A 13,791-nucleotide genomic window follows, 5' to 3' on the forward strand; every position below is an offset into this window, starting at 1 on the left:
GATGAAAAAGCTGGGAAAAGAGTACAGTAATATGGTCATGGAGGCATGACCATATTACTGGGGATCCCTCAGCCCCGTGGGAGAGGGATAGGGTGAGGGCACCAGACCGCACTCAGTCATCTCTGTTCGTCCAGCTGCAACGCGACATAGAGCAGCAGCCTGTCGTCAAAGTTCCCCAAATCCAGCCCCGTCAGCTCCGAGATCCGGTTTAGCCGGTACTCAAGCGTATTGCGGTGAATAAACAGCGCTTTTGAGGTCGCCAGCGGTTGCACGTTATGGCGAAACCACGCCTGCAGCGTCCGGCGCAGCAGGCCGTTGTTGTCCATGGCTTTCAGGCGCGCCAGTGGCCGCGCCAGCTCATTGGCCTGCCAGCCGCCGCGCAGGCTGTCGAGCAGCACCGGCAGCATCAGATCCTGATAGAAATAACTGCGGCTCTCCGGCATCCGCTGCTTGCCCACCATCATGGTGGTGCGCGCGGTACGCCAGGACCGGGCGATGCTGCCCGGCCCGGTAAAGTAATTGCCCAGGGCAACGCGAAAACGCAACTGGCCGTTCTCCTGCATACGGGAAATCAGCAGTTCCACGCGACGACGATGGTCCTCAGCATCCCAGCGGCCAAACGCATTGAGCGCCGGTTTGAGCACCACCATTTCCGTCAGCGAGACGATCGCCACCAGGTTGTCGCGCTCCGGCGTCGCCAGCGCATTTTGCAGTTGCTGCAGCTCGGCCATCGCGCTGTCTACGCCAAGCTGTCCGCTATCGACCTCAATCACCGCCACCACGCGCGGCTGGTTCAGATCGATCCCCAGACGCTGCGCCCATTCGCTGAGTGCAGGCGTATGTTCTTCCGCCTGAATCAGGTTCATCACCAGCTCTTCACGTAAGCGGCTGTCCTGGGCAAGCAGATGCATCAGGCGCGACTGCTCCAGCATCATTTCCGCCGTCATGCAGACCAGCTCGCCGTATTTACGCAGGGATTCCGGTTCGCCCGTCAGGCCGATGACGCCAACAATTTCCCCTTCCAGACGCAGCGGCAGGTTGATCCCCTGACGCACGCCGTGCAGGTGTTTCGCTACCGCATCATCGATATCAACCACGCGGCCCTGAGAGAGCACCAGCAGGGCTCCTTCGTGCAATTCCCCAATACGCTCGCGATCGCCGCTGCCAATAATGCGCCCGCGGGCATCCATTACGTTGATATTGGTATCAATGATGCGCATGGTGCGCGCCACGATATCCTGCGCCATTTTGGTATCTAGATGCCAGCCAGCCATGTAACCCTCCTGTGAGCAGAGCTCAAGCATAGGGAAGTTCAGCAGCGACTGCATTGTGCGAATGCACAAAGTGAGAGGGGAAAGTATGGAGTTGCGGTAGGCGTCACAGAAACAAGAAAGCCCCTGCGTACAGGGGCTTAAGAGAATTACTGCATCAGCAGGTAAATTGAGGTGTCACCGCGCTGGATATTCAGCGCCAGCACGGACGGTTTGCTGTCGAGAATTTTGCGCAGTTCAGCGATGTTTTTCACCGGTTGCTGGTTAGCCCCCATGATCACATCGCCTTTTTTCAGGCCGATACGGGCAGCAGGTGAATTTGCTTTCACGTTGTTCACCACCACGCCTTTGTCCTGGCCCTTGTTACTCATCTCTGCGCCTTCAATTCCGCTGAAGATGGTGCTGGAGTCCACCTGATTCTGGCTGCTCTGCTGCAGCTCCAGGCTTACGTTAACCGGTTTGCCGTCACGCAGCAGGCCAAGGGTCACTTTGCTGCCAATTGGCATCGAGCCCACTTCCGCACGCAGGGCGGCAAAGCTGCTGATCGGTTTACCGTTCAGAGAGGTGATCACATCACCCGCTTTAATGCCCGCCTTCGCCGCAGAGGAGTTCGGCATCACCTGGCTGACGAATGCCCCGCGCTGGGCGTCAACCTTCATCGCCTTCGCCAGTTCAGAGTTCAGTTCGGTACCGAGGATACCCAGCTCACCGCGTTTCACCTGGCCATACTGCACCATCTGCGCGGTCAGGTTTTTCACCATGTTGCTCGGGATAGCAAAGCCGATACCGATGTTACCGCCGTCCGGTGCCAGAATAGCGGTGTTGATACCGATCAGCTCGCCGTTCAGGTTCACCAGCGCACCGCCGGAGTTACCACGGTTAATGGCCGCATCCGTCTGGATGAAGTTTTCATAGTTTTCCGCATTCAGGCCGCTACGGCCCAGCGCAGAGACAATACCGGAGGTCACGGTTTCACCCAGACCGAACGGGTTACCGATAGCGACGGTGTAATCGCCCACGCGCAGCGCATCGGAGTCGGCAATTTTAATCGCCGTCAGGTTCTTCGGATCCTGAATCTGGATCAGCGCGATGTCGGAGCGCGGATCTTTACCCACCACTTTAGCATCGAATTTACGACCATCGCTCAGCTGAACTTTAATGGTGCTGGCGTTATCCACAACGTGGTTGTTGGTGACCACGTAGCCTTTTGCGGCATCAATAATCACACCGGAACCAAGCGCCATGAATTTCTGTTGCTGGCCGCCGCCCTGGCCGTCATCCCCTGCGCCACCGCCCTGACAGAACGGAGAACTCTGGAATGGCGAACCGTCCTGGCAGAACGGTGAATTGTCACCGAAGAACTGCTGGAAGTTACGCGGCATGCGCGGCGTATTGACGGTCGTGCTGCCCTCAACGTTAATACTCACCACCGATGGCATCACTTTTTCGAGCATCGGTGCCAGGCTTGGCATCTGCTGCGCGGTTGCTGCCGACGACGCGGTCTCGGCTGCAGTAGCAGTCAGAGGAGACAGCGCTAAACCTAAACTCAGAGCCAGTGCACTCATTGCTAATGTGGTTTTTTTCATGTTTCTCAATCTCGATTTACAGGTAACGCAAAATTGCTGTGTAACTCAGATTCATTTTATACCGCTTAGTTCCGGCCATAAGTTTATGGAAAAGGTAAAAATTTATTGGCCTTCTTTACAAAACTCCGGAATTATTCCACGGCCATGAGCTTGCGGTATTCATCCCAGGCATACAAATCGGTCATGCCGCTGATATAGTCCTGGATTAGACGGCAGCGATAATAATATTCCATCACCGGCCATTCCAGAGCGTGGCGATCCAGCTTACCCATCGCTTCGACATACGCCAGCCGATGGCGGGTAGAAAGTTTCTGATAAAGCCGGGATTCGATAGGAATTCGCCGCACGCGTTCTTTTTCCACCAGCTCGCTAAACTCCTCGACGGAGAGTTGCAGCAACGGTGAATAAATTTCCAGTAATCCACTGATTACACGGTATCCCTGCAGTTCCAGCTGCTCGACATCAGGATGGCTGAACACATGCCGCATCGCCACATGTTTATAAAGCTCAAGGAGTTGGCTGAAACTGCTGTCATCTTCCAGCAGCGCATGATTGAATTCCCCGCTAAAGATTTGCGGCAAATTATCAATAAAGCGCGAGGCGGCATACGGCACCAGTTTATTTAATGTATTGACCCGCAAATACATAAAGAACTGATCTTCCGTACTGCGGCTCAACGTATTTGAGCGCGATTTTTCCCAGGCATTTTCGACAACCTGCGCAAACAGCGATCCTTTTTCATGGGTTCCCCATGCCGCATAAAGATGCTGATAAAGCTCCTCGACGCTGAATATTCTTTTCTCAACGGCATCTTCCAGGTCAGCCACGCAATAGGAAATATCGTCGGCGGCTTCCATAATCCACGTCAATGGGAATCGGCCGTTTGGCGTCAGGGAAAGTTCTTTACGCAGCCGTTCTATATAGGCCTCTTCGGAAAGGTAATAGCCCGGTTTTTTCATTAAATAGCTGTGGGATGCAGGCGTCTCCCCCATCCACCACGCGGGACGCGTATATTTCAAAATGCAGCCAACCTGCGCCCAGGTCAGGTTCATGCGCATCAGGGAGTGCACCAGCCGGATCCCCTGCGCGTTGCCCTCAAAGTGACAGAGATCCTGGCGCACTTTGCGGCGCAGATCGTTCAGCCCTTCTTCGCCTTCACGCAGGCGTAAATCGCGCACGATGCAGCGGTCATCGCTGAGTGGCTGACTTGCCGCATCCGACGGATAAAGCCGTTGTTTAAACCAGTCATTAATAGCCGCCTCGCCAAAATGGCCAAAAGGCGGGTTGCCGATGTCATGCATCAGGCAGGCCATCTCAACGATGCTCTCGAAGGGCCCCGTCAGCTCATCCAGGCCATAGGTTTCCAGTAAACGCTGCTCTTTGAGGCGGCTTAAAATCTCTTTGGCAATATAACGCCCGACCTGCTGCACTTCCATGGAGTGGGTTAAGCGCGTGCGCACCGCGGCGTTACGCTCCAGCGGGAATACCTGGGTCTTTTGCTGCAGACGCCGGATGGCGGGCGAGTTAATAATCCTGCCGCGATCGCTTTCGAAGATACGCAGGATCTCATGTTCGCTCTTTTCGCCCTGCGGCGAACGGAAACGTCGGTGCCAGTTAATTTTGGTACGAAAATCGATTGGTGACATGTGCTCCCCCGCGTGAGAATGCGTTTCCCCTTAACCGCATGATAGACTATGCCTCTTAACAAGGCACATCGCGAGTAAATCTATGAAAATCGGCATTATTGGTGCAATGGAAGAAGAAGTTACGCTCCTGCGTGACAAAATTGAGAACCGTCAGACCCTCTCTCTCGGGGGTTGTGAGATCTACACCGGACAGCTGAACGGTGTTGAGGTGGCTCTGCTGAAATCAGGCATCGGTAAAGTGGCTGCTGCGCTGGGTGCGACCCTGCTGCTTGAGCGCTGCAAGCCGGACGTCATCATTAACACGGGCTCAGCAGGCGGTCTGGCACCGACGCTGAAAGTGGGCGATATCGTTGTCTCCGACGAAGCGCGTTACCACGATGCTGACGTCACCGCGTTCGGCTACGAGTATGGCCAGCTTCCGGGCTGCCCGGCAGGGTTTAAAGCTGACGATCAACTGATAGCGGCGGCTGAAGCCTGCATTGCTGAGCTCAATCTCAACGCGGTACGCGGCCTGATTGTCAGCGGTGATGCGTTCATCAATGGCTCCGTCGGTCTGGCGAAAATCCGTCATAACTTCCCGCAGGCGGTTGCCGTAGAGATGGAAGCGACCGCGATTGCGCACGTTTGCCACAATTTCAGCGTACCGTTCGTGGTGGTTCGCGCCATCTCTGACGTGGCAGACCAGCAGTCTCACATCAGCTTCGACGAGTTCCTGGCCGTTGCGGCAAAACAGTCCACCGTGATGGTGGAACGCCTGGTGCAGAACCTGGCGCGTGGCTAAACGGTCTATCAGGGCGCTGGCCGCCCTGCTGCTGCTTGCACCGGCGTGGCTGTTCGCCGCGCCGCGTGTGATTACCCTCTCTCCCGCTAATACCGAACTGGCGTTTGCCGCCGGGATCACCCCCATTGGCGTCAGCAGCTTTTCAGATTACCCCCCACAGGCGGCCGGCATTGAGCAAGTGGCAACCTGGCAAGGGATGAATCTTGAGCGCATTGTGGCGCTTAAGCCGGATCTCGTGCTGGCCTGGCGCGGCGGTAACGCCGAGCGGCAGGTTAACCAGCTCACCTCGCTTGGCATCAAGGTCATGTGGGTTGACGCGGTAAGTATTGAGCAGGTCGCTCAGGCTCTGCGCGCCCTGGCCCCTTATAGCCCTGCGCCTCAAAAAGCCGAGAGTGCGGCGAACCAGATGCTCAGCGACTATGCCGCGCTGAAAGCCCAATACGATACGCCAGCCAAAAAGCGCATCTTCCTGCAGTTCGGCAGCCAGCCGCTGTTTACCACCGGAAAAGGCTCGATTCAGAACCAGGTGCTGGAAGTGTGCGGCGGTGAAAATATCTTTGCTGCCAGCCGGGTACCGTGGCCTCAGGTGAGCCGTGAGCAGGTTCTGGCGCGCCAGCCGCAGGCCATCGTCGTGGTCGGAAATGCGAGCGAGATTCCTAAAATTAAACAATTCTGGCAGAGCCAGCTAAAAATTCCGGTGATCCCACTCAACGGTGACTGGTTTGAACGCGCCAGCCCGCGTATTATCCTCGCCGCAAAACAGCTCTGTGCCGCCCTGGCAGAGGGTCATTAACATACGTTCGAGGATTTAACGATGCTCGTTTATTGGCTGGATATTCTTGGTACAGCCGTTTTTGCTATCTCCGGCGTCCTGCTCGCCGGAAAACTACGCATGGATCCGTTTGGCGTGCTGGTGCTTGGCGTGGTGACCGCCGTTGGCGGCGGGACAATCCGCGATATGGCGCTGGCAAATGGCCCGGTGTTTTGGGTGAAAGATCCTACCGATCTTGTGGTCGCGATGGTCACCTGTCTGTTAACCATTGTGCTGGTTCGCCAGCCCCGCCGATTACCCAAATGGATATTGCCGGTGCTGGATGCCGTCGGTCTGGCCGTGTTTGTCGGTATTGGCGTCAATAAGGCGTTTAATGCGGGCACCGGCCCGATGGTGGCGATCTGCATGGGGGTATTAACCGGCGTGGGCGGCGGCATCATTCGCGACATTCTGGCGCGTGAGGTGCCGATGATCCTGCGTACTGAAATTTACGCAACGGCCTGTATTGCGGGCGGCATTGTCCACGCGACCGCGTACTACACGTTTGCACTTCCGCTGGAAAACGCCGCGATGCTGGGGATGGTCGTGACGCTGGTGATACGTTTAGCGGCGATACGCTGGCACCTGAAGCTGCCGACGTTTGCGCTGGATGAAACGTCAAGATAGGCGTCGTTTATAAGCCCGGTGGCGCTTCGCTTACCGGGCCTACAATCCGCATTCAGGCTTAAATGCTGAACGAAGAACCACACCCGCAGGTGCTTGTTGCGTTCGGGTTGGTCACCACAAAACGCGAACCTTCCAGACCTTCGGTGTAATCCACCGAACCGCCCACCAGATACTGCAGGCTCATCGGGTCAACTACCAGCGCGACGCCCTGCTTCTCGATGGTCATATCGCCGTCGTTCACCTGATCGTCAAAGGTAAAACCGTACTGGAAGCCGCTGCAGCCGCCACCGGTAATATAGACACGCAGTTTCAGATCCGGATTGTCTTCGTCGGCAATCAGGGTTTTCACTTTGTTGGCTGCTGCTTCGGTAAACTCCAGCGGCACAGCTACGTCATCACTCATCTTATGCTCCCATGAATACTGCTATTGGGTAAAATTCACCCAATTCTTTTCGTCATTATCTAATACCCTGGTAATTCATTCAAGTATTCTGCGTGGCGGCCCGCTCCGCCTCTTGTTTTGCCAGGGTACGCGCGAGGATGGTGGAGTATAGCGGTTTTCCACCCAGGAATTGGGCTAATAGTGTCGCGCCGAGACAAGTAATGATCATTGGCAAAATGAGCTGGTAATTATCCGTCATCTCCAGCACCAGCACGATGCCGGTTAACGGCGCGCGCAGGGAGGCGGCCAGCAGCGCCCCCATCCCGGCCACTGCAAAGGTGCCGGCGTCCAGGTGGTAAGCGGGGAAACCTGCCTCAGCCGCCATACCAAACGCGGTGCCGAGCAGCGTTCCCAGCGCCAGCATCGGGGCAAAAATCCCGCCGGGCGCGCCGGAGGAGAAGCACAGTACCGTCGTAATGACCCTGGAGAAAAACATAAACAGCAGCAAACCCACGCTGAAATTCCCGGCTGCGGCAATGGGAATCAGCCCGAAACCGCCGCCCGCGGCATTCGGTTCGATAAAGCCGAGCACGCCACAAATGCCGCCCAGCAGGCCGCCCATCAGCACCCATTTCGTGGTATTGCCGCCGTGAACGCGCTGGAACATATCCTGAGCGCGTAAGATAAAGGTGTTAAACAGCGGGCCCACCACACCAAAAATCATGCCGAGGATCAGGTACAGCCACAGGGTATTAACCGGTGCGTTGGTCAGTTTACCGACTTCAATCACCGCCCCTTCGCCATTAAAGATGCGAAAGACGATGCTCGACATAATGACGCCGGTAAACACCGCTTTAATGGAGATCAGGTTGTAGCGGAACTGCGCGCGCATCTCTTCGATGATGAACAAAATACCGGCCAGCGGCGCGTTAAACGCCGCAGAAAGCCCCGCCGCTGCACCGGTGGCCAGCAGCGTATGGCGCGCCTCGGCGCTGCGCATGCGGAACAGATCGCCCACCATGCGGCCGACGTTCCCCCCCAGTTGCACCGTTGGCCCTTCCCGGCCGAGCACCATCCCTGCGCCCAGCGTCCCCATGCCGCCAATAAACTTAACCGGGATCACCCGCCACCAGCGCACCGGGCGCAGCTCTTCCAGCGCGCCTTCAATTTCCGGGATGCCAGACCCGCCCGCCTCCGGGGCGAATTTACGCACCAGAAAATACCCCACCATGGCAAACAGCGCAGACAGGCCGAATGCCGCTACCCAGACCAGCCATTCGCGATCGGCAAAACCGGCTACGGTACCGACTCGCCAGTTGAGTACGGCATTAACCGCTTTTTCAAACGCCACGCCAACCAGCCCTGCAAGGGTACCCACCACGGCAGCGGCCAGCAGGATCGCCAGCGGCGTTTTATCGCGATTGAGCAGCCGGCGGATACTGATTCGATGCTTGGCGCGCGTAAACTGTTGTTCTTCAAAAGACGGAGAATCTGATTTCATGTCCTGTACTTATTCGTCATACAAAAGCCGCGTGGATTTTACCAGAGACTGCCTCACTGTCTCCTGAAAATTACTTAACAAATCTTAAAGCATTACCAGGCTAAAAATTTCATAACCTTCCCCGAATCACTTAGAATAGTGGGCTTAATCATTTTATACGAACCAGGAACGACGCCATGAGCAAGTCTGAAAACCTCTACAGTGCAGCCCGCGAGCTAATCCCCGGTGGCGTGAACTCGCCAGTACGCGCCTTTACCGGCGTGGGCGGCACGCCGCTGTTTATTGAACGTGCTGACGGCGCGTATCTGTATGATGTCGATGGCAAAGCCTATATCGATTACGTCGGTTCCTGGGGGCCGATGGTTCTCGGACATAACCATCCTGCCATTCGTAACGCGGTCATCGAAGCCGCGCAGCGCGGCCTGAGCTTCGGTGCGCCGACCGAGATGGAAGTGAAAATGGCGGAGCTGGTTACCGAACTGGTGCCGACCATGGACATGGTGCGTATGGTGAACTCCGGTACCGAAGCCACCATGAGTGCCATCCGTCTGGCGCGCGGCTTTACCGGTCGCGACAAAATCATCAAATTCGAAGGCTGCTACCACGGCCATGCGGACTGCCTGCTGGTGAAAGCGGGCTCCGGCGCGCTGACCCTCGGCCAGCCAAACTCGCCTGGCGTACCTGCTGATTTCGCGAAGCACACCCTGACCTGCACCTACAACGATCTGAACACCGTTCGCGCGGCGTTCGAGCAGTATCCGCAGGAGATCGCCTGCATTATCGTTGAACCGGTTGCGGGCAACATGAACTGCATCCCTCCGCAGCCTGACTTCCTGCCGGGCCTGCGCGCGCTGTGCGATGAGTTCGGCGCGCTGCTGATCATCGATGAAGTGATGACCGGCTTCCGCGTGGCACTGGCGGGCGCCCAGTCTTATTATGAGGTTGAGCCGGACCTGACCTGCCTCGGCAAAATCATCGGCGGCGGCATGCCGGTCGGTGCTTTCGGCGGTCGTAAGGACGTGATGGAAGCCCTGGCGCCAACCGGACCGGTTTACCAGGCGGGCACGCTCTCCGGTAACCCAATTGCCATGGCTGCAGGCTTCGCCTGTCTGACCGAAGTGGCGCAGCCGGGTATTCATGAAACCCTGACGGACCGTACCACGCAGCTGGCAAACGGTCTGCTGGAAGCCGCAGAAGAAGCGGGAATTCCGCTGGTTGTTAACCACGTGGGCGGGATGTTCGGGATTTTCTTCACCGATGCGAAAACCGTGACCCGCTATCAGGATGTGGTGAAGTGCGACGTTGAACGCTTCAAGCGCTTCTTCCACCTGATGCTGGAAGAAGGCGTGTACCTGGCACCGTCCGCGTTCGAAGCGGGCTTTATGTCCGTGGCGCACAGCGAAGAAGATATCAATAACACCATCGACGCGGCGCGTAAGGTGTTTGCGAAACTGTAAACCGCGCCAGAAACGTAGGCCGGGTAAGCGTCAGCGCCACCCGGCTTTTTTTTATCTGCTCTGTTTCCTCAACAGATAAATAAAGTACGGCGCACCAATGAAGGTCGACAGCAGACCCGCCGGGATCTGATACGGGAACAGCACCATCCTTCCACACCAGTCGGCAAACACCAGAATGACCCCGCCCGTCAGGGCCGACATCACAATATGTGGCATCGTCCGTCGGAAACCCATCATTCTGGCGATATGCGGCGCCATCAACCCTACAAAGCTTAGTGGACCGATGGTCATGGTGGCGGTTGCCGTCAGACACGCCGCCAGCAGAAGAAGCGCGACGCGCGTTGGCGTCAGCGCTAAGCCAACCGCACGCGCGGTTTCGCCCCCCAGCGGCAGAATGGTCATCCAGCGACGGCACAGCGGTACCATCGCCAGCAGCACGATCATAACGCTTCCTGACCAGGCAACCTGGCTGGCGGTGGCGTTGTACGTTGAGCCGGAAATCCAGGTCAGGATCTTCGCCATGCGCGGATCGCCGCTCGCCTGCAGCATCATCAGCAACATAGTAAAGGCGGTGCTGAGCGCCATACCGGCCAGCAGCATGCGGTGCGGAGAAAATCCGCCGCGGCCAGAGGCAACCAGAATAATCATCAACGTGGCCGCCGCACCGATACTCCCGGCAGGCATCAGCCAGCCAAACGCATTGCCCGGCACCAGGAAGAGCATCAGCACCACGCCAAAGGCTGCGCCGGAGCTGATCCCCAGCACTTCAGGGCTTGCCATCGGGTTACCGGTCAGACGCTGAATAATACAGCCCGCCACCGCCAGCATCACCCCGGCAATCAGCGCGGAGAGAATACGCGGCCAGCGCCACTGCAGCAGTTCGTTGAGTAAGTCACCCGTTGCCCAGTGCCAGCCTGCGGCATCGCGCCCAAACGCGAGGGCGGCAAACGAGGCGATAAGCAACACCGCCAGACCGGCAAGGCTGAACCACAGCACCGACTGACGTTCAGCGTAGACTTTATCGCCCGCGTCCATCGCTGGGGCGCTGATGCTGCGCAAACGCGGGAGCAGCCACAGCAGCAGCGGCGCACCGATAAGCGCCGTTGCCGACCCGGTAGACACTTCCATCCAGACGCGCGCCAGCCAGAGAATGATCTGATCGGAAAGCCAGAGGATCAGCGCCCCGATCAGCGGCGCCAGCAGCAGACGTGCCAGAAGGCGACGCGCCCCGAGCATTTTCGCCAGCAGCGGCGCAAAGAGGCCGATAAACCCGATGATGCCAACCGCGTTAACCAGCAGAGCGCTCAGCACAATCGCCAGCGTGAGCGCCGCCAGACGAGCCAGCGACAGCGCCAGCCCCAGGTTGCGCGCCACGCCATCATCCAGCCCCATTAGAGTGAGCGGGCGCAGCAGCAGCAGCGTGAGCACCACGCCGCCAAACAATTGTGGCCACAGGCGCTGGACGATACTCCAGTCGGTCTGGGTGAGCGTGCCGGTGCTCCACATAAACATGCTTTGCAGCTGGTCGTGGTGAAACAGCACCAGAAGCTGGTTGATCGCGCCGCAGTAGAGGCTGACGACCAGCCCGGCGAGGATCAGCGTGACCGGCGAGAGACGTTTTCCCCAGGCCACGCCAAAGACCAGCGCGCCCACGACGCAGGCACCTGCCAGCGCGGCAAACTGCGAGGTTAATGCCCCCGGCAGCGTCCAGAGGGTGGTGATGGTGATCCCCAGCTGTGCCCCCGTCGCCACGCCCAGCGTGGTTGGCTCCGCCAGCGGGTTACGCAGCACCTGCTGAAACAGCACGCCCACCAGCCCCAGCCCCGCCCCGACCAGCAGGGAGATGCTAAGACGCGGCAGCAGGCTGTAGTGGAACAACATCTGCTGAATATTGTCGATATCCGGAGCGGCAAACGCGGCCGCCCACTGCTCGCGCGGCAGTGCCGTGGAGAGGTTGAACCCGGTTAGCGCCAGCGCCGCCAGAAAAATCAGCCCCAGCAGCAGCGCCGGGAAACGAGCAATACGCGTACTCATGCTTTGCCCCCCATCACGTTGTCCAGCACGCGGGCAAAGTGCATTGCCGACAGCGTCGCGCCGTAAAACCATACCGCAGGGGCGCGCAGGAAGCGCTGCTCGCGCACGAACGGCATCGCCTGCCAGAGCGGGGTCGCCATCAGGGTTTGCATTTCACGCTCGTTGCCGTGGTCAAAGCACAGCACGTCGACGTCGCGAAACGCCGCCAGGCGGTCGATGCCCACGGCGGTGCTTCCCCAGAACGTCATCTCGCCTTCCCAGGCGTTGCGAATGCCGAAGTTGTCGAGCACTTCCTGGAACAGGCAGTTCTTTCCAAAGACCAGCATATGGCGGGCATCCAGCAGCGTCACCATCAGCAAAGGCCGATCGCCACGGCGGGCAAAGCGCGGCTTAAGAGACTCAATCAGCGCGTCAAACTCATCGAGATGCTGTTTTGCTTCCGCTTCCCGGTTGAGGAACTGGGCCATCTCGTGGATGGAATTTTTTGCCATGGTCAGCGGCTTTTTACCGTCGCTAAAGGAAAAGCCTCGTCCCGGCGCAATCTTCGCCATGATCTCTTCCGACGGGCCATACCCCGCAGACCAGAATAAATAAGACGGTTTCATCTGCGTGAGAAGCTCAAGGTTTGGCTCCGTGCGCAGACCGATGTCGATGACCGAGTCCGGCAGTTTTGGCTCATTCACCCACAGGGTGTAGTTGGGAATGTCGGCCACGCCGTAGGGCGTGATACCCAGGGCCATCATCAGCTCGACGGGTAACCACTCCAGCGCCACGATGCGGTGCGGATCGATAGCGGCGGCGCGGGCCGGGGCCATCTTCAACAGCAGCGGCGAGAGCGCCATGGCCGTCAGCAGGCGACGGCGGCTAATGTATGTTGAATCCAGCATCAGTAGACAAAGCTCACCGGTGCAGCCCCGGCCGGGTGAGGCAGAATACCCATCGGAATACCATAAATCTGTTCCAGCGTTTCGCTGCGCATCAGCTCAGACGGCGTGCCCTGAGCGATCATTTCACCGCCGCGCAGCGCGACGAGGTAGTCACAGTAGCGTGCCGCCATGTTGATATCGTGCAGGACAGCGATCACCGTCAGGCCGCGCTGCTGGCTTAAGCGATGCACCAGCGCCAGCACGTCGACCTGATGGGCGATATCCAGCGCCGAGGTCGGTTCATCCAGCAGCAGGCAGCGGCTGTCCTGCGCCACCAGCATCGCAATCCACGCCCGCTGACGTTCACCGCCGGACAGACTATCCACCAGGCGATGCGCCAGCGGTTTTAGCCCTACCAGCGCAATCGCCTCTTCTACTTTCTCCCGGTCGGAGACGCCGAAGCGGCCAAGCGCCCCGTGCCACGGATAGCGGCCAATCGCTACCAGCTCACGCACCGTCATCCCTTCCGCCTGTGGCAGCTGCTGCGGCAAGTAGGCCACCTTGCGGGCAAAGGCTTTACTGCTCCAGCCCTCCAGCGGCCGATCGTCCAGCAGAATATCCCCTTCAGAAGGTGGCTGGTGGCGTCCCAGCATCTTGAGCAGTGTGGATTTACCGGAACCGTTGTGGCCAATCAGGCCCGTCACTTTACCGGCAGGAAACGTCAGAGAGAGCGGATGCAGCAGGGTGCGCCCGGGTACGCGAAAGGAGAGATTATTGAGCGTAAAGGTGGTGTCGGATTGCGTTTTATTATCCTGCATGTCAGCCAACT

12 protein-coding genes are annotated in these 13,791 nt (G+C 58.2%); 4 read left to right on the forward strand and 8 right to left on the reverse strand.

Annotated features, from left to right (window positions below; all coding sequences use genetic code 11):
* Positions 1 to 116: 116 nt before the first annotated feature.
* The 3 genes from cdaR to dgt form a co-directional block, all read right to left on the reverse strand.
* Entirely contained in the window at positions 117 to 1,274 is a 1,158-nt protein-coding gene (cdaR, locus tag IM299_RS10775; RefSeq protein ID WP_032644978.1) for a DNA-binding transcriptional regulator CdaR, read from the reverse strand.
* A gap of 146 nt (positions 1,275 to 1,420) precedes the next feature.
* Positions 1,421 to 2,857: a serine endoprotease DegP gene (gene degP / locus IM299_RS10780; RefSeq protein ID WP_047363510.1), complete on the reverse strand. Its 1,437-nt coding sequence runs from the start codon at positions 2,855 to 2,857 to the stop codon at positions 1,421 to 1,423.
* Positions 2,858 to 2,988: 131 nt separating this feature from the next.
* The gene (gene dgt / locus IM299_RS10785) at positions 2,989 to 4,503 is read right to left on the reverse strand and encodes a dGTPase (protein WP_028015571.1); all 1,515 of its coding nucleotides are present in this window, start codon (positions 4,501 to 4,503) and stop codon (positions 2,989 to 2,991) included.
* Between the two features lie 82 nt (positions 4,504 to 4,585).
* On the opposite strand from dgt, the gene mtnN reads away from it, so the two are divergent.
* Genes mtnN through IM299_RS10800 form a run of 3 tightly spaced genes read left to right on the forward strand, consistent with a single transcriptional unit; the run spans position 4,586 to position 6,722 of the window.
* Positions 4,586 to 5,284, forward strand: a complete 699-nt coding sequence (gene mtnN / locus IM299_RS10790) for a 5'-methylthioadenosine/S-adenosylhomocysteine nucleosidase (protein ID WP_193357469.1) — start codon at positions 4,586 to 4,588, stop codon at positions 5,282 to 5,284.
* Positions 5,277 to 6,077 (forward strand): vitamin B12 ABC transporter substrate-binding protein BtuF, encoded by an 801-nt coding sequence (gene btuF / locus IM299_RS10795; protein WP_193357470.1) that lies wholly within the window; start codon positions 5,277 to 5,279, stop codon positions 6,075 to 6,077. Before mtnN ends, btuF begins: the two co-directional genes overlap by 8 nt.
* Before the next feature lie 21 nt (positions 6,078 to 6,098).
* On the forward strand, positions 6,099 to 6,722 hold the full coding sequence (locus tag IM299_RS10800; protein WP_028015568.1) for a TRIC cation channel family protein: 624 nt from the start codon (positions 6,099 to 6,101) through the stop codon (positions 6,720 to 6,722).
* Positions 6,723 to 6,780: 58 nt separating this feature from the next.
* Here the strand turns inward: IM299_RS10800 and erpA are convergent, their stop codons facing one another.
* Positions 6,781 to 7,125 carry an iron-sulfur cluster insertion protein ErpA gene (erpA, locus tag IM299_RS10805; RefSeq protein WP_008501923.1) on the reverse strand — a complete coding sequence of 115 codons (345 nt, stop codon included), beginning with the start codon at positions 7,123 to 7,125 and terminating at the stop codon, positions 6,781 to 6,783.
* 79 nt (positions 7,126 to 7,204) lie between these two features.
* Positions 7,205 to 8,605 (reverse strand): H(+)/Cl(-) exchange transporter ClcA, encoded by a 1,401-nt coding sequence (gene clcA, locus IM299_RS10810; RefSeq protein WP_193357471.1) that lies wholly within the window; start codon positions 8,603 to 8,605, stop codon positions 7,205 to 7,207.
* Positions 8,606 to 8,781: 176 nt separating this feature from the next.
* Here clcA and hemL point away from each other — a divergent pair, with 176 nt between their 5' ends.
* Entirely contained in the window at positions 8,782 to 10,062 is a 1,281-nt protein-coding gene (gene hemL, locus IM299_RS10815; RefSeq protein WP_041911201.1) for a glutamate-1-semialdehyde 2,1-aminomutase, read from the forward strand.
* Positions 10,063 to 10,113: 51 nt separating this feature from the next.
* On the opposite strand, the gene fhuB is transcribed toward hemL, so the two are convergent.
* The 3 genes from fhuB to fhuC are packed head-to-tail and all read right to left on the reverse strand — an operon-like array spanning position 10,114 to position 13,780.
* Positions 10,114 to 12,096: a Fe(3+)-hydroxamate ABC transporter permease FhuB gene (gene fhuB / locus IM299_RS10820; protein ID WP_047367358.1), complete on the reverse strand. Its 1,983-nt coding sequence runs from the start codon at positions 12,094 to 12,096 to the stop codon at positions 10,114 to 10,116.
* Complete coding sequence (gene fhuD / locus IM299_RS10825) at positions 12,093 to 12,983, reverse strand: Fe(3+)-hydroxamate ABC transporter substrate-binding protein FhuD (RefSeq protein ID WP_028015564.1); 891 nt, start codon at positions 12,981 to 12,983, stop codon at positions 12,093 to 12,095. Before fhuD ends, fhuB begins: the two co-directional genes overlap by 4 nt.
* Positions 12,983 to 13,780 carry a Fe3+-hydroxamate ABC transporter ATP-binding protein FhuC gene (gene fhuC, locus IM299_RS10830; protein ID WP_193357472.1) on the reverse strand — a complete coding sequence of 266 codons (798 nt, stop codon included), beginning with the start codon at positions 13,778 to 13,780 and terminating at the stop codon, positions 12,983 to 12,985. Before fhuC ends, fhuD begins: the two co-directional genes overlap by 1 nt.
* Between the last annotated feature and the right edge of the window lie 11 nt (positions 13,781 to 13,791).

It is taken from the genome of Enterobacter cloacae complex sp. P47BA, assembly GCF_014930485.1.
Taxonomy (GTDB): domain Bacteria; phylum Pseudomonadota; class Gammaproteobacteria; order Enterobacterales; family Enterobacteriaceae; genus Enterobacter; species Enterobacter bugandensis.

What these genes read in the sequence shown, in the direction of transcription:
- IM299_RS10800 (WP_028015568.1), top strand. Translation starts at nt 6,099, where the DNA reads ATGCTCGTTTATTGGCTGGATATTCTTGGTACAGCCGTTTTTGCTATC.
- fhuC (WP_193357472.1), bottom strand. Translation starts at nt 13,780, where the DNA reads ATGCAGGATAATAAAACGCAATCCGACACCACCTTTACGCTCAATAAT.
- mtnN (WP_193357469.1), top strand. Translation starts at nt 4,586, where the DNA reads ATGAAAATCGGCATTATTGGTGCAATGGAAGAAGAAGTTACGCTCCTG.
- fhuB (WP_047367358.1), bottom strand. Translation starts at nt 12,096, where the DNA reads ATGAGTACGCGTATTGCTCGTTTCCCGGCGCTGCTGCTGGGGCTGATT.
- dgt (WP_028015571.1), bottom strand. Translation starts at nt 4,503, where the DNA reads ATGTCACCAATCGATTTTCGTACCAAAATTAACTGGCACCGACGTTTC.
- cdaR (WP_032644978.1), bottom strand. Translation starts at nt 1,274, where the DNA reads ATGGCTGGCTGGCATCTAGATACCAAAATGGCGCAGGATATCGTGGCG.
- erpA (WP_008501923.1), bottom strand. Translation starts at nt 7,125, where the DNA reads ATGAGTGATGACGTAGCTGTGCCGCTGGAGTTTACCGAAGCAGCAGCC.
- clcA (WP_193357471.1), bottom strand. Translation starts at nt 8,605, where the DNA reads ATGAAATCAGATTCTCCGTCTTTTGAAGAACAACAGTTTACGCGCGCC.
- fhuD (WP_028015564.1), bottom strand. Translation starts at nt 12,983, where the DNA reads ATGCTGGATTCAACATACATTAGCCGCCGTCGCCTGCTGACGGCCATG.
- hemL (WP_041911201.1), top strand. Translation starts at nt 8,782, where the DNA reads ATGAGCAAGTCTGAAAACCTCTACAGTGCAGCCCGCGAGCTAATCCCC.
- degP (WP_047363510.1), bottom strand. Translation starts at nt 2,857, where the DNA reads ATGAAAAAAACCACATTAGCAATGAGTGCACTGGCTCTGAGTTTAGGT.